Source organism: Micromonospora sp. NPDC048835 (assembly GCF_040649995.1).
Classification (GTDB): Bacteria; Actinomycetota; Actinomycetes; order Mycobacteriales; family Micromonosporaceae; genus Micromonospora.
In genome coordinates this window covers 133,364-150,640 of sequence record NZ_JBEZGM010000007.1, presented here as the reverse complement: position 1 = coordinate 150,640, position 17,277 = coordinate 133,364, and the positions used below count along the sequence as shown (strand labels likewise).

18 protein-coding genes are annotated in these 17,277 nt (G+C 71.9%); 12 read left to right on the top strand and 6 right to left on the bottom strand.

Features of this window, described 5'->3' with window-relative positions; genetic code table 11:
• Positions 1 to 31: 31 nt before the first annotated feature.
• Positions 32 to 556, bottom strand: a complete 525-nt coding sequence (locus AB0C15_RS11250) for a MarR family winged helix-turn-helix transcriptional regulator (protein ID WP_357351061.1) — start codon at positions 554 to 556, stop codon at positions 32 to 34.
• A 143-nt stretch (positions 557 to 699) separates the two neighbouring features.
• Between AB0C15_RS11250 and AB0C15_RS11245 the strand changes: the two genes are divergently transcribed.
• Positions 700 to 2,976, top strand: coding sequence for an LLM class flavin-dependent oxidoreductase (locus tag AB0C15_RS11245; protein WP_357351060.1), 2,277 nt, complete (start codon positions 700 to 702; stop codon positions 2,974 to 2,976).
• Here the strand turns inward: AB0C15_RS11245 and AB0C15_RS11240 are convergent.
• Positions 2,973 to 3,683, bottom strand: coding sequence for a DNA alkylation repair protein (locus AB0C15_RS11240; protein ID WP_357351059.1), 711 nt, complete (start codon positions 3,681 to 3,683; stop codon positions 2,973 to 2,975). The genes AB0C15_RS11245 and AB0C15_RS11240 overlap by 4 nt on opposite strands.
• Before the next feature lie 104 nt (positions 3,684 to 3,787).
• On the opposite strand from AB0C15_RS11240, the gene AB0C15_RS11235 reads away from it, so the two are divergent.
• On the top strand, positions 3,788 to 4,324 hold the full coding sequence (locus AB0C15_RS11235; RefSeq protein WP_357351058.1) for a hypothetical protein: 537 nt from the start codon (positions 3,788 to 3,790) through the stop codon (positions 4,322 to 4,324).
• An 8-nt stretch (positions 4,325 to 4,332) separates the two neighbouring features.
• The gene (locus AB0C15_RS11230) at positions 4,333 to 5,217 is read left to right on the top strand and encodes a pyridoxal-phosphate dependent enzyme (protein ID WP_357351057.1); all 885 of its coding nucleotides are present in this window, start codon (positions 4,333 to 4,335) and stop codon (positions 5,215 to 5,217) included.
• 77 nt (positions 5,218 to 5,294) lie between these two features.
• Here the strand turns inward: AB0C15_RS11230 and AB0C15_RS11225 are convergent, their stop codons facing one another.
• Positions 5,295 to 6,140, bottom strand: coding sequence for an NAD(P)H-binding protein (locus AB0C15_RS11225; protein WP_357351056.1), 846 nt, complete (start codon positions 6,138 to 6,140; stop codon positions 5,295 to 5,297).
• A gap of 86 nt (positions 6,141 to 6,226) precedes the next feature.
• Here AB0C15_RS11225 and AB0C15_RS11220 point away from each other — a divergent pair, with 86 nt between their 5' ends.
• The 7 genes from AB0C15_RS11220 (at position 6,227) to AB0C15_RS11190 (ending at position 12,634) form a co-directional block, all read left to right on the top strand.
• On the top strand, positions 6,227 to 6,706 hold the full coding sequence (locus AB0C15_RS11220; protein WP_357351055.1) for a MarR family transcriptional regulator: 480 nt from the start codon (positions 6,227 to 6,229) through the stop codon (positions 6,704 to 6,706).
• Positions 6,707 to 6,868: 162 nt separating this feature from the next.
• Positions 6,869 to 8,059 carry an MFS transporter gene (locus tag AB0C15_RS11215; RefSeq protein ID WP_357351054.1) on the top strand — a complete coding sequence of 397 codons (1,191 nt, stop codon included), beginning with the start codon at positions 6,869 to 6,871 and terminating at the stop codon, positions 8,057 to 8,059.
• Between the two features lie 65 nt (positions 8,060 to 8,124).
• Positions 8,125 to 8,754, top strand: a complete 630-nt coding sequence (locus tag AB0C15_RS11210; RefSeq protein WP_357351053.1) for a VOC family protein — start codon at positions 8,125 to 8,127, stop codon at positions 8,752 to 8,754.
• Between the two features lie 292 nt (positions 8,755 to 9,046).
• Positions 9,047 to 9,886: an ABC transporter permease gene (locus AB0C15_RS11205; RefSeq protein WP_357351052.1), complete on the top strand. Its 840-nt coding sequence runs from the start codon at positions 9,047 to 9,049 to the stop codon at positions 9,884 to 9,886.
• A gap of 36 nt (positions 9,887 to 9,922) precedes the next feature.
• Entirely contained in the window at positions 9,923 to 10,969 is a 1,047-nt protein-coding gene (locus AB0C15_RS11200; protein WP_357351051.1) for an ABC transporter substrate-binding protein, read from the top strand.
• On the top strand, positions 10,953 to 11,756 hold the full coding sequence (locus tag AB0C15_RS11195; RefSeq protein ID WP_357351050.1) for an ABC transporter ATP-binding protein: 804 nt from the start codon (positions 10,953 to 10,955) through the stop codon (positions 11,754 to 11,756). The genes AB0C15_RS11200 and AB0C15_RS11195 overlap by 17 nt, the downstream gene beginning before the upstream one ends.
• A complete protein-coding gene (locus AB0C15_RS11190) occupies positions 11,753 to 12,634 on the top strand; it encodes a TauD/TfdA family dioxygenase (RefSeq protein ID WP_357351049.1) in 882 nt (293 codons plus the stop codon). Before AB0C15_RS11195 ends, AB0C15_RS11190 begins: the two co-directional genes overlap by 4 nt.
• 11 nt (positions 12,635 to 12,645) lie before the next feature.
• On the opposite strand, the gene AB0C15_RS11185 is transcribed toward AB0C15_RS11190, so the two are convergent.
• Positions 12,646 to 13,254 carry a TetR/AcrR family transcriptional regulator gene (locus AB0C15_RS11185; RefSeq protein ID WP_357351048.1) on the bottom strand — a complete coding sequence of 203 codons (609 nt, stop codon included), beginning with the start codon at positions 13,252 to 13,254 and terminating at the stop codon, positions 12,646 to 12,648.
• Positions 13,255 to 13,370: 116 nt separating this feature from the next.
• Between AB0C15_RS11185 and AB0C15_RS11180 the strand changes: the two genes are divergently transcribed.
• On the top strand, positions 13,371 to 14,381 hold the full coding sequence (locus AB0C15_RS11180; protein WP_357351047.1) for an aldo/keto reductase: 1,011 nt from the start codon (positions 13,371 to 13,373) through the stop codon (positions 14,379 to 14,381).
• Positions 14,382 to 14,397: 16 nt separating this feature from the next.
• On the opposite strand, the gene AB0C15_RS11175 is transcribed toward AB0C15_RS11180, so the two are convergent.
• Together AB0C15_RS11175 and AB0C15_RS11170 are read right to left on the bottom strand one after the other, a co-directional pair.
• The gene (locus AB0C15_RS11175; protein WP_357351046.1) at positions 14,398 to 15,225 is read right to left on the bottom strand and encodes a hypothetical protein; all 828 of its coding nucleotides are present in this window, start codon (positions 15,223 to 15,225) and stop codon (positions 14,398 to 14,400) included.
• Between the two features lie 7 nt (positions 15,226 to 15,232).
• Positions 15,233 to 16,813 (bottom strand): helix-turn-helix transcriptional regulator, encoded by a 1,581-nt coding sequence (locus tag AB0C15_RS11170; RefSeq protein WP_357351045.1) that lies wholly within the window; start codon positions 16,811 to 16,813, stop codon positions 15,233 to 15,235.
• Between the two features lie 198 nt (positions 16,814 to 17,011).
• On the opposite strand from AB0C15_RS11170, the gene AB0C15_RS11165 reads away from it, so the two are divergent.
• Positions 17,012 to 17,272 (top strand): hypothetical protein, encoded by a 261-nt coding sequence (locus AB0C15_RS11165; RefSeq protein ID WP_357351044.1) that lies wholly within the window; start codon positions 17,012 to 17,014, stop codon positions 17,270 to 17,272.
• Positions 17,273 to 17,277 lie beyond the last annotated feature (5 nt).

Genomic DNA, 17,277 nt, shown 5'->3' with positions numbered 1-17,277 from the left:
CGTCACTCCCTCGCGGGAGGGACGGTGCGGGTCAGCCGGGTTGGTCGGCCGAGGGGAGGACGCTCTGCACCGCCACGCAGGGGTCGGTGGCGGGTGCGGCGACGTGGATCGCCTCGGCGGCGCGGGCGGCGAGGTCGCGAAGGACGTCACGCTGCTCCTCGGGCAGCCCGCCCAGCACGTGGTCCTCGGCGTGGGCGACGCGCCGTTCGGCCTCGTCGAGCGTCTGACGACCGCGTTCGGTGGCGACTATCCGTCGGGCGCGCCGATCCTGGGGAGCACGCCTGCGCTCGATGAGGCCGGCGTTCTCCAGATCGTCGATGACGTACGTCAGAACGCTGCGGTCGATGGCCAGGCGGGCGGCCAGGGCAACCTGCGTGGGCACCTCCTCGTGCACCACGACGGCCAGGATGTGGTAGCCCCTGCTGCCGTGCGGCAGGTCCCGCAGCAGCTCCTCGACGCGCTCCTGCCAGCGGCGCAGCACCATGCCCAGTGACCAGCCGAAATTCGAGCCGCGTCTGCGGTCGGCCGGCAGCTCGCAGGGGTCGGTCGCGGCCATGTCCCGATGCTAGTGGTCGGCAGGTTGATCATCCTCGGCACCGTGGGACCCCAGGAATGAGCGGCAGAACAGAAGTGTTGTGCGACAAACGATAGACCGAACACATGATGGGTTGACCAAACGATTGCGTGGATGGTGAAGCGATGTCGGACTACGGGCACGAACTCCGGTTTGGGTCTTTCCTGACGCCGAGCGTGCACGACCCGGATCAGGTGGTGGCGCTGGCCGAGCTGACCGAGGCAGCCGGGCTGGACCTGGTCACCTTCCAGGACCACCCCTACAACGCGGCGTTGCTCGACACCTGGACCCTGCTGAGCTGGGTGGCCGCCCGCACCGAGCGGCTACGGATCTCGGGAAACGTCCTCAGCCTGCCGCTGCGCCCGCCCGCCGTGCTGGCCAGAGCCGCCGCCAGCCTGGACCGGCTCTCGCACGGCCGGTTCGACCTGGGTCTCGGCGCTGGCGCGTTCTGGGACGGCGTCGAGGGCATGGGAGCCCGTCGGCTGACCCCGGGGCAGGGAGTCGCCGCCCTGCGGGAGGCGATCGACGTGCTGCGCGGCGTCTGGGACGACACCGCCGACGGGCCGCTGCGGCTGGACGGGAGGTACTACCCCGTACCCGGCATGCAGCGCGGTCCGAAGCCGGCGCATGACATCGACATCTGGCTCGGCGCGTACCAGCCGAAGATGCTGGCCCTGACCGGCCAGAAGGCCAACGGCTGGCTCCCGACCCTGGAATACCTGCGGTCTCCGGACCGGGTGACCGCCAACCGGCTCATCGACGAGGCGGCCCTCGCCGCGGGCCGCGAGCCTCGGGAGATCCGGCGGCTGCTCAACCTGTTCACCGTCGACGTCTCGTCGCGCAACCGTGGCTTCCTCCAGGGGCCGGCCGGGCAGTGGGTCGACCAGCTCCTTCCGCTGGTCCTCGACGAGGGCTTCAGCACCTTCCTGATCGGCCGCGACGACCCGCGCCTCATCCAGACCCTCGGGCAGGAGATCGCCCCCGCGCTGCGGGCGGCGGTCGCCAGGGAGCGCGCGGGGGGCGGGGTCGACGCCGGCCCGGCCCGCACGAGCGTCGCGCTCGCCGAACGACACCCGGCTCTCGACTACGACGCGCTGCCCGCGTCGCTTGCCGCGCGGTCCGTCGAGCCCGGTGATCCGGAGTACGAGGGTGTGCGCCACACCTACAGCTGGCAGGGATCGCCGGCCCTGGTGATCCGCCCGCAGAACGCCGCCGAGGTGGTCGAGGCCGTGTCGTACGCCCGGACGCAGGATGTCCCGCTGTCGGTGCGCAGCGGCGGACACGGCATCAGCGGACGGTCGACGAACGACGGGGGAGTCGTCATCGACATGTCGAGGATGAACAGGGTCGAGGTGCTCGACCGGGCGACCCGCCGGGTGCGACTGGAGCCCGGTGCCCGGTGGGGTGACGTGGCCCGGGCGCTCGCCCCGTACGGCCTGGCCGTGAGTTCGGGCGACTACGGGGACGTGGGCGTCGGTGGTCTCGCCACCACCGGCGGCGTCGGATACCTGGTGCGTCGGCACGGCCTGACCATCGACCACGTCGTCGCCGCCGAGATCGTCACCGCGGACGGTCGCCTGCTGCGGGTCGACCACGAGCGCCACCCCGACCTGTTCTGGGCCGTCCGGGGCGCCGGCGGGAACTTCGGTGTGGTCACCGCGCTCGAGCTGGAGGCGTACGAGGTGGACACCGTCGTCTTCGCCCAACTGGTCGCGGACGCGACCGACACCGCCCACCTGCTGCGTCGCTGGGGGCAGCTCGTCGAGGACGCGCCCCGGGAGCTGACGAGCTTCCTCTCGCTCTTTCCCGGCCGGCGTGGCAACCCGCCGACCGCGCAGGTCACGCTCGTCTACGCCGGTGACGACGTCGAGGCGGCGCAGTCCGCCCTGAGTCCGTTCCTGGAGATCGGGCCGATCCTCGACCAGCAGGCACAGCTCGTGCCGTACCCGGCGATCGTCGCGCCGCCCGGCAACCAGCATCGGGGGCAGGGGCTGCGAGACACCCGCAGCGGTCTGCTGCGCCACGTCACGCCGGAGGCGGCCGACCTGATGGAGCACATGATCCAGTCTGGCGATGTGATGATCATGCAGCTCCGGTCGGTCGGCGGGGCGGTGAACGACGTCGCCCGCGACGCGACCGCCTACCCGCACCGGAGGCAGAACTTCTCGGTACTCGCCGCCACGGTCCCCGACCGCAGGCGTCAGCTCGACAAGCTCTGGGCCGGGCTGTACGCGCACCTCGACGGCCTGTACCTCAGCTTCGAGAGCGACACCGACCCGGCTCGACTGCTGGACGCCTGGCCTGAGCCCACCCTCGGCCGGCTGCGCGCCGTCAAGGCCACGTACGACCCGGACAACGTCTTCAACCGGAACTTCCCCATCCCACCGGCTGACGCCATTTAGAGGGCACCGGACAGGTACGCGCGGCGACGCTGCGGTTCGAACTTCTCGATCGCGTACCGCAGCATGACCCGTGGCATGACCCGGTAGCGGCGGGCGAGGAACTCCTCCTCCGCCGCTCTGTCCCGGTTGCCCACCTCGCGCAGCATCCAGCCCACCGCCTTCCGGACGAGGTCGTGCGGGTCGAGCAGGAGACGGTCGCCGATTCGAAAGGTCCACTCGAAGTCGTCGGCCCTGATGAAGGCGAAGGTCGCCATGATCGCGATGCGCCGGTCCCACACCAGGCTCGACTCGGCCAACCGATCCAGCACGCTCCGGTCCTTGTCGATCAACCAGGGGCCGACGATGTACGGCGCGGACGAGTCCACCAGATCCCAGTTGTTGATGCGGCAGGTGTTGGCCAGGATGGTGTGGAAGACCTCGCCTCGCTCCGGCTCGTCGCCCCTGCTGAACCTCCGCACCAGGATGAGCAGCGAGGTCAGCCGCTCCTCGTGCGCGTCGCTGGTGAGCAGCTTCGTCGTCTCGGCCAGCGACAGCTCACGCCAGAAACGGGCGGCAACCCTGCGCTGGTCGGGCACGGAGACGCCGAGGGCCCGGTCGCCCGCCCCGTAGCCGCCCGGGACCATCTGCAGGAACCGGCTCGATGCCTCGGCGCGACGTGGGTCGGCGAGGCTGGCGAGTTCCCGGCGTACGTCGGCACTGGTGGCCATGACCGTCCACGCTACCCGGGGGAGACGGCACGGCGCAGGCGTCCGAGCACCGGCCCGGCGGCATCCCGGGGTGTAGACGACCGCTCGGGGGGAAGGGGCCGCACATGCTGAAGAAAGCGGTGTGGCAAGGGCTGGTGGCGGGTCTGGCCGGGGCGGCGGTGATGACGGCTGCCGAGAAGGTCGAACAGCGGGTGACCGGTCGACCAGACTCCTACGTGCCGGCCCGGGTCCTGGCCCGGCTGACCGGCCTGCCGGAGTCCTCCGGGCAGCCGCCCCGATGGCAGAACCTGACGATGCACTACGGCCAGGGCGTGCTGGTCGGCGTGCTGCGCAGCGTCATGGCCCAGGCCGGGCTGCGCGGGGCGTGGGCGTCGACGATGTTCACCGCCCTGCGGCTGAGCAACGACCAGATCCTGGAGAACGCCACAGGTGTGGGCGCCCCTCCGCTTACCTGGCCCCGCTCCGAGTTCGCCATCGACGTGTTGCACAAGTCCATCTACGCGTTCGCCACCGGAGTGGTGGCCGACGCGCTCGCCGCCCGGGATGGGGCGGGACCCGGGCAGCGGCACGCGGCACTGCGTCCCGGTCGGCACTCGGACGTCGGCCCGCTGCCCCGGGCAGCCTGGGCGCGTAGTGCTTAGCTGAACGGATGATCACACCCGTTCCCCTCGGTACCTGGCCGACGCCGTTGGAGGCCGCGCCCCGGCTCGCCGCCCGGCTGGGGTTGGCCGAGCTCTGGTTCAAGCGCGACGACCTCACCGGCCTGGGCGCCGGCGGCAACAAGATCCGCAAACTGCGGTACGCGTGCGCGCAGGCGATCGCCGCCGGCGCCACCACGGTCGTCACCTCGGGTGCGCCGCAGAGCAACCACGCCCGGCTCACCGCGGCCGCGACCGCGCGGCTCGGTCTCTCCTGCGTGCTGGTGCTCGCCGGCCCGCCCCCGGAGAGCCCGCGAGGCAACCTGCTGCTCGACAGGCTCGCCGGCGCGGAGATCGTCTGGACCGGGGACCGTCCGCCCGCCGAGGTGGTGGCGGTCGAGGCGGAGCGACGATCGGCGTACGTCATCCCGTTCGGCGGCACCTCTCCCGCGTCGGTCCAGGGTTACGTGGACTGCGCTCGGGAGCTGCGAGCCCAGTTGCCGACCGTCGACGGGGTGGAGGTCGTGACGGCGCTCGGCTCGGGCGGGACGATGGCCGGGCTGGTGCGGGAGCTGGGCCCGCAGCGGGTGATCGGCGTGGATGTCGGCGCTGTGCCGGACCCGCGGGCGACAGTCGCCGGGTTGCTCGTCGGTGAGGTCGAGCCGGAGGCGCTGCGGATCGACGGCACCCAGGTCGGCGCGGGGTACCGAACGTTCACCGACGCCGTCCGGGCGGCGCTGGAGCTGACCGCGCGGACGGAGGGCGTGTTCCTGGACCCGACGTACACCGGCCGGGCGATGGCAGCGCTGCTGGCCGGCAGCTTCCCGCGCGGCGAGCGGGTCGTGTTCCTGCACAGCGGTGGGTTGCCCGGGCTCTTCGGTCACCCCGAGGTGTAGGGGGTAGGCCGGGCATGCACGGCGGCGCCCTCCGGCGCGATCGCGCCGGAGGGCACCGTGCCGACCTGTCGACGGGGTCAGAGGCGTGCGAAGTGCTCGCGGTGGTCGCGGACGAACTCGGCGAAGGTCCGCGGCTGCCGGCCGGTGACCCGTGCGACGTGGTCGTTGGTGAAGTCACCCCACCCGGAGCCGTAGGCGACCCGGTACTCGGCGAGGACCTCTGCCGACCACTGGTCGAGGCCGGCCTGGAGCAGGCCGTCGCGCGTCTGCTCCGGGCTCTGCGGCACGTAGCGCACCGGTTGCCCGAGCGCCCGGGCGATCTCGTCGGCCGCCTCGTCCAGGGTGATGCGCTCCGGGCCGGTGGGCGTGTAGATCATGCCCGCGTGCTGCTGCGGTGCGGTGAGGATCGCCGCTCCGGCGGCGGCGATGTCCCGGGCGTCGATCAGGCCGACGCGCGCGGCACCGAAGAGGCCGTAGAGGTGTTCACCGGCCTTGGCGCCGAGCAGGTTCTGCATGAAGTGACTCGGTCGCAGGATCGTCCAGGGGATGCCCGACTCCTGTAGTTCCGCGTCGGAGAGTGCGTGCAGGCGGCCGTTGCGGGTGGGTGCGTCGTGCGCGGCGCCGATCGCGGAGAGTCGGACGATGTGCTGCACGCCGGCCTGCCGGGCCGCCCACACCGCGTTCATGCTCTGGCTCGGCGCCAGAGGACCCATCGGCATCAGCAGCCACAGGGTCGTCACGCCCTCGAACGCCGGGGTCAGCGTGCTGGGGCGGTCCAGGTCGCCGACGACGTACTCGACCCCGTCGAGCCTCGGCGTGCGGGACACGTCCCGGACGAGGGCGCGGACCGGCTGCCTGCCGGCCAGCTCCCGCAGCACGTCCCGCGACACGGTGCCGTTTGCCCCGGTTACCAGAATGGTCATGGTCATCCTCTCGGTCAGGCGGACCGAGGAAGGACCACCGGTCGCCGCCAGCGACGATATAGTCCATAACTTGTACAGTCCAATGATTGGACCAAATTATGAAGCGCAGCACACTGAAGGAGCAGGAGCCCGACCTCGGGATCCTTGCCGTGCAGCTCTCCGTGCGCGTCCAGCGGGAGATCTTCCGACGCTCGGGGGAGCAGGGGTTCGACGATGTCCGGCCCCGCCACGGCGCGGTCCTCGCGTACCTGGACGCCGAGGGCACCCGCCCCGGCGAACTGGCCCGGCTGGCCGGCCGCAACAAGCAGACGATGGGGGCGATCCTCGACGAGTTGGAGCGGCTGGGCTACGTCCGGCGTACGCCCGACCCGGCCGACCGGCGGGCGAAGTTGATCGTGCCGACGGATCGGGGTCTCAGCTTCATGACGGCCTCCGACGGCTTCGTGCGCCTGATCGAGCAGCAACTCGCCGACACGCTCGGCGCCGACCGGTACCGCGACTTCAGGGACGCGTTGACCCGTGCCGTGGCGAGCCTCCCGGCGACCGGTCAGGACGCCGAGGGCTGAGCCGGGCACCGTACCCCCTGCTCCTCGGCGCACCTGGCGACGGACCACGGCGATCCGGGTCGAGCGGGCATGTGACGGCGCGTGCCGGGTACGCCGCGATGGCCCCGGGCTGGCGAAACGTCCGGGCCAGACCGCTCTGCCGCGCAGCCGAGGAGCACCGACATGTCGAACTCAGGGCGGGCCCGACTCTCGCCGGCTGCCTCCCTGGTGCTGCTGGCGTCGATCCTGGTGTCGTTCCTGGCCGCGTCGGCAGCGCCGACCCCGCTCTACGGCACCTACCAGGAACGCTGGCACTTCTCGCCGGTCACCACCACCGTGGTGTTCGCCGTCTACGCGCTCGCGGTGCTCGCGTCGCTGCTCACGTTCGGCAAGTTGTCCGACCATGTCGGCCGGCGGCCGGTGCTGGTCGTCGCGATCGTGGTGCAGATGCTCGCGCTCGTCGTCTTCATCTTCGCCAACGGCGTCGCGTCCCTGCTGATCGCCCGTCTTGTGCAGGGCCTGGCCGCCGGCGCCGCCACCGGCGCGGTGGGCGCCGCCATGCTCGACATCGACCGTGCCCGGGGCACGCTCGCCAACTCCCTCGCCCCCGGCATCGGCACCGGAAGCGGCGCCCTGCTCTCGGCGTTGCTCATCCAGTACCTGCCCGCGCCGACGCGGCTGGTGTACATCGTGCTGCTCGTGGTCCTGCTGATCCAGGTCGTGGGCGTCACGCTGATGCCGGAGACGGTCACCCCCATGGCCGGCGCACGTCGCAGCCTCCGGCCGGACATCGCGCTGCCCCGTGAGGTACGCCAACCGGTTCTGGTCGTCGTCCCGGTGCTCTTCTCGGTCTGGGCACTTGCCGGGTTCTTCGGCGCGCTCGGCCCGGCGCTCGTGCGCAGTCTCATGAACACGTCGATCGTGGTCGGCGGCCTGGTCCTCTTCGTCTTCGCCGTCTTCGGGTCGGCAGCCGTCCTGGTCCAGCGCAAGACCGCCGCCCGGACCGTGATCCTGACCGGGATCGTCGCGCTCATCCTGGGCATGATCGTCACGTTGGTGTCGGTCATGGCGGAGTCCATCCCGGGCTTCTTCGTGGGGCTCGCGCTCGGTGGCGTGGGCTTCGGCAGCGGTTTCCAGGGCAGCCTCAAGACGGTCATGCCACGTGTCGAGGCGCACCAGCGCTCAAGCGTGCTCTCCGTGCTCTACGTCGTCTGCTACGTCGGCTTCGGTCTGCCCACGGTGATCGCCGGGTTCCTCGTGGTCTACGCCGGTGGCGTCCCACGGACCGCCGACGAGTACTCCGTCGCCGTCATCCTCCTCGCCCTGGTCGCCCTGCTGGGGCTGCGCCGGGCCACCAGAACCGGGTCCGGCTGAGGCCGGGAAGCCGGCATCGGGCAGGGAACGCGATCAGTCGCGTGATGATCAGGAAGGGAGCGGCGATGAGCCCGAAGGTTGACCAGGGCGGCGCGAGTGCGACGTCGCGCATCGAGAGCCTCGACGTCAAGCTGGAGGTGGTCGTCATCCCGGTCTCGGATGTCGACCGGGCGAAGGCGTTCTACCAACGGCTCGGGTGGCGGCTCGACCAGACCCCGCCCGGCATCGTCCAGTTGACGCCGCACGGCTCCGGGTGCTCCGTCCAGTTCGGTCCCGGGCTCACCCCTGGGGCAACCGGCTCGGCCATGGCGTACCTGGTCGTGGACGACGTCGAGGCGGCACACGACACTCTGGTCGCGGCCGGTGTCGAGGTCGGCGACGTCTTCCACGTCAGCCCGGACGGCCCGGTCGACGGGCCGGACCCGGAGGGGCGCAGCTACTTCTCCCGCGCCACGTTCCGCGACCCGGACGGCAACACCTGGCTGATGCAGGAGATCACGACCAGGCTCCCCGGACGCGTCGAGGGCGGCCTGACGTCGTTCGGCTCCACGAGCGACCTGGCGAGCGCGCTGCGACGTGCGGCCGAAGCCCACGGTGAGCACGAGAAACGCACCGGACAACGGGACGACAACTGGCCCGACTGGTACGCGGCCTACCTGGTGAGCGAGCAGTCGGGGGCCACGCCGCCGGAGTGAGTGTGGGACGACGGGTCGAGCTCCTATCGATCGGCGTGCTGCCGGTGAGTCATCACGACGACTCACCGGCAGCACCGTTTCCGCTTCCGGGGCGAGGGCCGCCTGCGGCGCGCACGCTTCAGGTGGCGTGCGACGGCCCCGCCACCTCACCGCGTCGACGCGCGAGATGGCCGTGTCCGGCCTCTGGTTCCACGCAGTGGGCGGTCCCTTGTGGATACCCCACCAAAGCTGTAGGAATAGTAGGTCATCGTGATCGGGAGAAGCCGTGACAGTTGTTTCCGCAGTACAGACCGTGTCCACCGACAGTGGCGCGGCACCACCGGCACCCCCGCCGCGCGCACAGCGGCGGGCCGGCTGGAGGCGACGCACCGCGCTCCGCGTCGTCTCCCTGCTGGCCCTACTGGCCCTCTGGCAGATCCTCGCGGTGTTCACCGACAACCCCACGTTCATACCCTCACCGGGGGCGGTGTGGGACCGCCTGGTGCAGACCTCCACCACCCACGACGGCGTTCGCGGCTACAGCGGTCACCTCCTCGTCGAGCACCTCGGCGTCAGTCTGCGCCGCATCCTGATCGGGTCGGTGGTCGGCGTGGCCGCCGGGCTGGTGCTCGGCCTGGTGATGGGCACCGTCACCTGGGCGCGGGTCGCGACCGAGCCGGTCGTCACCTTCGTCCGCGCGCTGCCACCACTTGCGTACTTCAGCCTGTTCATCATCTGGTTCGGCATCGACGAGACGCCGAAGCTGTGGCTGCTGTCCATCGCCGCGCTGCCCCCGGTCGCGGTCGCCACCGCCTCCGCCGTCAAGGCGGCACCCGCCACCCTCGTCGAGGCGGCCAGGGCGCTTGGCGGCGGCCGCTGGGCGGTCACCCGCGACGTGGTGCTGCCGCACGCGCTGCCGGAGATCTTCACCGGCATCCGGTTGGCCGTGGGCATCGCGTACTCGTCGGTGGTCGCCGCCGAGACCATCAACGGCGTGCCGGGCATCGGCGGCATGGTCCGCGACGCGCAACGGTACTCGCAGACCGACGTGGTGGTGCTCGGGCTGTTCGCCATCGGCCTGTCCGGCCTCCTCATCGACGCACTGCTGCGCACCGCCGAGGACCGGCTCGTTCCCTGGCGCGGTCGAAGTTGACCCGCGCTCTCCACCACCTCTCAGAATGGGCGAACCGTGCGTAGACCGATTCCCAGCATCTTCATCGTGGCCGCTCTGCTCGCTGCCGCCGTACCACTCGCGGCCTGCGGCGACGGTGCCGCCAGCGGCGGTGGTGACCCGCAGCGCAAGAGTCTCCGGCTCGCGTACCAGGCGTTCCCGAGCGGGGACCTGATCGTGAAGAACCAGCAACTGCTGGAGAAGGCACTGCCCGACTACAAGATCACCTGGACCAAGTTCGACTCCGGTGCGAGCATCAACACCGCGTTCGCGGCCGGCAGCGTGGATATCGCCGCGATCGGCTCGAGCCCGGTCGCGCGGGGCCTGTCGGCACCCCTGAACCTGCCCTACCAGGTGGCCTTCGTCCTCGACGTCGCCGGCGACAACGAGGCGCTGGTGGCCCGCACCGGCACCAATGTCGCAAGCGTCACCGACCTGCGGGGCAAGAAGATCGGCACGCCATTCGCGTCGACCGCGCACTTCAGTCTGCTCGCAGCCCTGGAGCGGGCCGGAGTGAAGGAGAGCGAGGTGACCCTTGTCGACCTGGAGCCGCAGGACATCCTCGCCGCCTGGACCAGGGGTGACCTCGACGCCGCGTACTCCTGGCTGCCGTCGCTCGACGAGCTGAAGAAGACCGGGAAGGTGTTGGTGAGCAGCCGGGAGCTGGCCACCGCAGGCAAGCCCACACTGGATCTCGGCGTGGTGGCCACCGCCTTCGCCGACGCGCACCCGGAGGCTGTCGACGCGTGGCGCAAGGCCGAGGCGAAGGCCCTCGACCTCATCGCGAGCGACCCGACCGCAGCGGCTACCGCCGTGGGTCGCGAGCTGAACCTGGACACCGCCGCAGCCCAGCACCAGCTCAGTCAGGGCGTGTTCCTCAAGCCCGCCGACCTGGCCGGCCCCGAGTGGCTGGGCTCGCCCGAGAAGGTCGGCGCACTCGCCGAGAACCTCTACAACGCGGCGGTCTTCCTCAAGGGTCAGAAGAAGATCGACGCGATCCCGGACCGGTCGGTGTTCGAGGCCGCGATCTACACCAAGGGTCTGCCGAATGTCCTCCAACCCTGACACCGCGGTCGAGGTCCGCGAGGTCACCCACACCTACGGCAGCGGGTCGGCCGCCGTCACCGCCCTCGGCCCGGTCGACCTCCGCGTACCACCGGGCGCCTTCCTGGTGATCGTGGGGGCCTCAGGCTGCGGCAAGACGACGCTGCTGCGGCTGATCGCCGGCTTCGAGAAGCCGACGGCCGGCACGGTGAGCGCGGCCGGCCGGCCGCCGGTGCCGGGACGTAACGCCGGGCTGGTCTTCCAACAGCCCCGACTGCTGCCCTGGAAGACTGTCGGCGGCAATGTCGGGCTGGCGCTGCGCTACGCCGGTGTGCCCCGCCCGGAGCGGTCCCGCCGGGTGTCCGCGCTGCTGGACCGGGTCGGCCTGCCGCACATGGCGCACCGCCGCACCTGGCAGCTCTCCGGCGGCCAGCAACAGCGGGTGGCCATCGCGCGGGCACTGGCCGTGGACAACCCGCTGCTGCTGCTCGACGAGCCGTTCGCGGCCCTCGACGCGTTGACCCGGGAACGGTTGCAGGAGGACCTGCGCCAGGTCAGCGCGGAATCCGGCCGTACGTGTGTGTTCGTCACGCACAGCGTGGACGAGGCCGTGTTTCTCGGCAGTCGGGTGATCGTGCTGACCCACCGGCCCGGTCGGGTGGCCCTCGACCTCGACGTCGACCTACCACGCACCGGCGTCGAGCCGGACGAGTTGCGGGGCTCACCGGAGTACGCGGCCCTGCGCGCCACCATCGGCCACGCCGTACGCGCCGCCGCATCGCCTGAGAACGAAAGGGCACCGTCATGACCGACACGCTCGTGAAACTGGCGCTGGAGCCGCTCGGCCCGCACTTCGGGGCCGAGGTGCGGGACCTGGACCTGCACGACGCCACCGACTCCGAACTCACGGCCGTACGCGCCGCGCTTGTGGACCGTAAGGTCCTGTTCTTCGCCGACCAACGTCTCGACGACGACGGCCAGGTACGCCTCGGCCGCCGGCTCGGCGAGCTGACCGCCTCGCATCCGGTGGTCGGTGGTGTCGACGAGAGACACCCCGAGGTGTACGCGCTGGACAGCGCGGACAACGGCTTCGCCGACGTCTGGCACACCGACGTGACCTTCGTGGCCCGTCCGCCGCTCGGCTCGATCCTGCGTGCGGTGACGCTGCCGCCCAGCGGCGGCGACACGACCTGGGCGGACAGTCAACTCGCTTACGACTCCCTCGCCGAACCGGTGCGGCGGCTGGTGGACCAGTTGGTCGCCGTACACGACGGCAACCGGGAGTTCGGCTACTACCTCGCGCAGCGTCGTGGTGGCCGGGGCAGTGTGTGGGAGGGGGAGACGGTCACCCGACTGGATCCGGTGGAGCACCCCGTCGTACGCGTCCACCCGGAGACCGGCCGCCGGGGCATCTTCGTCAACCCTGGCTTCACCTCGCACATCGTGGGCGTGTCGGAGGCCGAGAGCCGGGCGATCCTGGACCTGCTCTACGCCCACCTCACCAAGCCGGAGCACCTGGTGCGGCACCGCTGGCGGCCGGGCGACCTGGCGATGTGGGACAACCGCAGCACCGCGCACTACGCCAACCGCGACTATGGCGGCGCGCGGCGGGTCGTACACCGGATCACCCTGCGTGGTGACCAGCCGCGAGGCCCGGTCGACCCGTGGCGTGGCGACGCGCCGTGACGGGTTGCCGGTCAGCGCAGCCCACGGACGAGGTTGTCGACAAGGGTGCGGGCGAAGTCCTCGGTGAGCGGCAGGTCGCCGATGAGCAGCCGGTGGTAGCAGGCGCCCCAGAGCTGGTCGACGACCGATTCGCTGTCGATGTCGGCGCGTAGCTGACCCCGGGCCGTGGCCCGGGTGAGGGTCTCGACGGCGAGGGCCCGGCGGGGCGCGGAGTAGCGCTCGCGGTAGGCGGCCGCCAGCTCCGGGTCGGTCTGCGCCTGCCCGATGAGTTGGCTGATGACCCGCCCGGCGGTGGTGTCCCGCACGAGGTGGACGAAGGCGACGAGCTGGTGGGTCAGGTCGGCGACGATGTCGCCGGTGTCCGGGAAGGCCAGGGTGGGCGCGACGACGGTGAAGTAGCCGTCCAGGGCGAGCGCTCCCCTGGAGGGCCACCACTTGTAGATGGTCATCCGGCTGGCCCCGGCGTGGGCCGCGACCTTCTCGATGGTGAAGCCGGCCATGCCCTCGGCCAGCAGGAGTTCGCCGGCGGCCGTGAGGATCTCCGCGCGTACCTGATCGGTGGGCCGGCGGCCGCGACCACGGCGTGCTGGCGGCTGGACGTCCGGCGTGAGGTCGGCCACTGGTCCTCCCGGTTATATGGACACGCTGTCTACTTGCTGTTTATATGGACACAGCGTACACAGCGGTGGCCGGACACCACGACGCACCGCGACGACGACCGAAGGAGACGAGGGACATGACGGGTCTACGACGGCGACGGTTGGGTGCCTCCGGGCCGGAGGTGTCGATCATCGGGCTCGGCGCGATGGGCATGTCCGACCTGTACGGGCCGGCCGACGAGGCGGAGAGCGTCGCGACGCTGCACGCGGCGATCGACGCCGGGGTGAACCTGATCGACACCGCCGACTTCTACGGGTCGGGTCACAACGAGATGTTGATCGGCCGGGTGCTGCGGGAGCGCCGCCGCGACGAGGTGGTGCTCAGCGTGAAGTTCGGTGCCCGCCGCACCCCCGACGGCGGCTTCCAGGCGGCACCGTACGACGTGTCGGCGGCGGCGGTGAAGGACCGGCTGGCGTACTCGCTGCGCCGGCTGGGCACCGACCACATCGACATCTACCGGCCGTCGCGGCTGAACCCGCAGGTGCCGGTCGAGGAGACCGTGGGCGCGCTGCTGGAGATGCAGCAGGCCGGCTACATCCGGCACATCGGGCTCTCCGAGGTGAGCGCGGACAGCATCCGCCGGGCCGCGGCGGTGGCCCCGATCAGCGACGTCCAGATCGAGTACTCGCTGCTCTCCCGTGGCCCCGAGGCCACCATCCTGCCGGCCTTGCGGGAGCTGGGCATCGGGTTGACCGCCTACGGGGTGCTGTCCCGAGGGCTGCTCAGCGGCCACTGGTCGGCGGAGCGTGAGCTGACCGGCACGGACTTCCGGGCGAACAGCCCACGCTTCCAGGGCGAGAACCTGGCCGCGAACCTGCGTCTGGTGGACGCGCTCGGCCGGGTCGCGCAGCGGCTGGGGGCGACCACCAGCCAGGTGGCGATCGCCTGGGTGGCGGCGCAGGGCGACCACATCGTGCCGTTGGTCGGGGCGCGGCGGCGGGACCGGCTCACCGAGTCGCTGGCCGCGGTCGACGTGGTGCTCGACCAGGACGCGACGGACGAGATCGAGCGGGCCGTGCCGGCCGGCGCCGCCTCCGGCCAGCGGTACGCCACCGCCATGATGGCCCTGCTGGACAGCGAGAAGTGACGGCGGGGGAGCGGGCTCAGGACGCTGCTCGCCAGACCCAGTTGCGGCGTTCGTAGAGCGGCACCAGCCCGGCGCGGCGCATGTTGTTCAGCGACGGGTTCTGCTGGCCGGGCGCGGGCTTGCCGGTCTCGGCGAACAGCCACCGGCAGCCCGCCTCGGCAGCGGCCCGGGCGCGGGCGGCGATCAGCGCGGACTGCGCCCCGAGGCCACGGTGACCGGCGGCCGTCGCGGCGGCGTTCAGCGACGCGGCCTCGCCGTGCAGGAACAGGTTGCCGCCCGCGACCAGCTCGGCGTCGTCCCAGGCCGCGTAGGGTCGCCACGCGGGCTGGTCGACGGTCGCGGCCAGCATGTCGGTGAGCCCACCGGCCGGCATGCCGAACCCGGTGAGCAGCACGTCGGCCCAGCGCGTCGCCTCGGCGGCCGGCACCGGGCCGACGCGGAGGCGGGTCCGCGCGGCGGCCACGTCGCCGGGTCGGGCGGCGAGCTTGACCCAGGTGCTTCCCGGCTCCAGCCCGCGCGCGGCGGCGACCTCGTCGAAACCGGCGGGCAGCACCGAGGGTACGAGCTGGAGGACGGCCTGGTGGACGCCCTGCTCCCGGTAGAAGTCCAGGACACGGTCCAGGGTCTGCACGGTGAACGGCTCGGTGGTGCCGAAGCCGAGAGCCTTGCTCCAGTAACCGCCGGAGGGATCGTTGCGCATGGCCAGGGCGACACCGCCGCCGATGCGGGTGGTCGCGATCCCGAGATCGGCGTACGCGGGCCCGGGCGCCTGCGACTCGTAGGAGTACATGAATTCGCACTCCACGGCTTCGGCGAGCGGGGTCAGGTCGGCTGGCGCGGTCATCGGCTGATTATCGTCCGGCCCGTTCCCAGGCCCGCGCCAACTGCATCCGATTGTGAATGCCCAGCTTGTGATATATGGAGCGGAGTTGGGTGTCCACGGTGTGGAAGGAGACGAAGAGGCTCCTGGCCGCCTCCTTCTTCGTGGCGCCGGCGGCGAGCATCTCGGCCACCCGTTCCTCGGCGGGGGTGAGCGCGTCGATGCCCCGGCTCGGCAGCTCGTCCATCGAGGGCCGGTGGCGCGGGGTGGCGGCGAGGTCGGCGCAGCGCCGGTCGGCGATCGCCTGGTCGCCGGGGGCGCCGATCCGGGCGTAGAGGGCAGCCGCCTCGTGCGCGGCGTCGCGCGCCTCCCCGGACCGCGCGCCAGGGCTGTTCGCCAGGTCGAGCAACGCATCGGCCAACGCCGGCCGGGCGGCGGTGGTGCGCAGCCCGTCGACAGCCGAGCGGAGCGCGTCCGGGTCACCGTCGCGCAACCCTCGGGCCTGGTCCGCCAACGCGCGCCACAGCGGCACCGGCGTACGGGTCGACACCAGCTCGACAAGCTCGGTGACCCGACGGGCGGCCCGGGTGTCGTCGGCGGCCACCGCGGCACGTACCAGTCGGGGGCCGAAGTGCGGCACCGGCAGGAGCGGCCGGACCGACCGGTGCAGGTCGGCGACGACCCTGGTGAGCAGGCCCGCCGGAGCACCGAGGGCGGGGTCGCGAACCGCCACGCAGCACGCCGGAGTCCACATCGTACGGTCCGGCCATCGGTCCTCGGCGAGGCAGGAGCGCAGGATGGCACGGGCGTCGTCGTGCTCGCCACGGCGGTAGCGGACCTCGCCGATCACCGCCACCAACAGGGCACGTACCTCCCTGCTGATCTCCGCCGCGCCGGAGCTGAGCGTGGTGACGGCAAGCGCGGCCGCCTCGGGCAGCTCTCCCACGGCCACCATGCGCAGGCAGTCCAGCGCGGTCAGCCCGGTGAGCGAGACGTCGGTCTCGTCGGGCGTCGGGCGGGTCGCGGTCCCGGCGTCCTGGTGCCGTCCCAGGCCGAGTTGCACGAGGATCCGTTCGGCCCGGATGGACGGGGCGTCGGCTCGTGCCGCCCAGGACTCCGGGTTCAGGGCGGCCAACACGGCCTGGGCGCCCGGCAGGTCGCCGTGCGTGAGTGCCCGGCCGGCCCGGCCGAGCGCGAGGTGCCGAGCGGACGACTGGTCACCCGACGCGGCGTGCGCGGTGCCCGCGTCGCGGAGCAGGGCATCGGCGTCGGGGTGCCCGGTGCGGGCCGCGATGGTGGCGACCAGGGCGAGCACCGTGCTGCGGCTGCGGGCGTCCAACCGGAGGTTCAGCGCCTCCCGTAGCCCGGCCAGAGCGGTGGTCGGTGGCTCCAGTGCCACGGTCTGCGCGAGGCGGCCGAGCAGGTGGGCGCGGTGGCGCTCGCCGCTGCGACTGGTCGCGATCTCCGCTGCCAGGACGTGCAGCGCCTCCATCCCGCGCCCGGCGCGCCGGAGCTGGTCCGCCGTGGCGAACAGCCGGTGTCGTCGCTGCTCGGCGTCGGCGGCGGTGTGGTCGGCCGGGTGCGTGCCGGCGTCGGCTGATGATTCGGACAAGGGCGTTCTCCCCGGTTGTTACCAGGCGCGTCGACAAGCCGTCCTGCGACCGAGCCTAGCCATGGCGTCAGGGACCGGCGACCAGATCGACGAACCGGCGCGATTGGGCGGAATGGCCTGCGGCGTCCGGGATCCGACCCGCGCCAATGGCGCGATCACGTGATGCGTCCGGGGGTGTCGCGCGCCAATGATCGAGGCATGGCCCAGCTCACCGAACTTCCCGGTCTGCGTCGGCTCCGGGTCGTACTGCTGATGTTTCTTCTCTACGCCGGCACCGGCGCGGGCGGTCACGCTCCGGCGTGGACCCGCCTGGTGCTGACGGCGACCGCGGCGGCGGTCCCGGTCGCGATCGCGATCCAGTACGGCCGGCCCGGAGTGTGTGCCCTGCTGGGCATGACGTCCCGGCTCGGGCTGCGCGGCCGACCCGTTCCCGCATCCCATCCGACCCATCCCGAGTGAGGAGA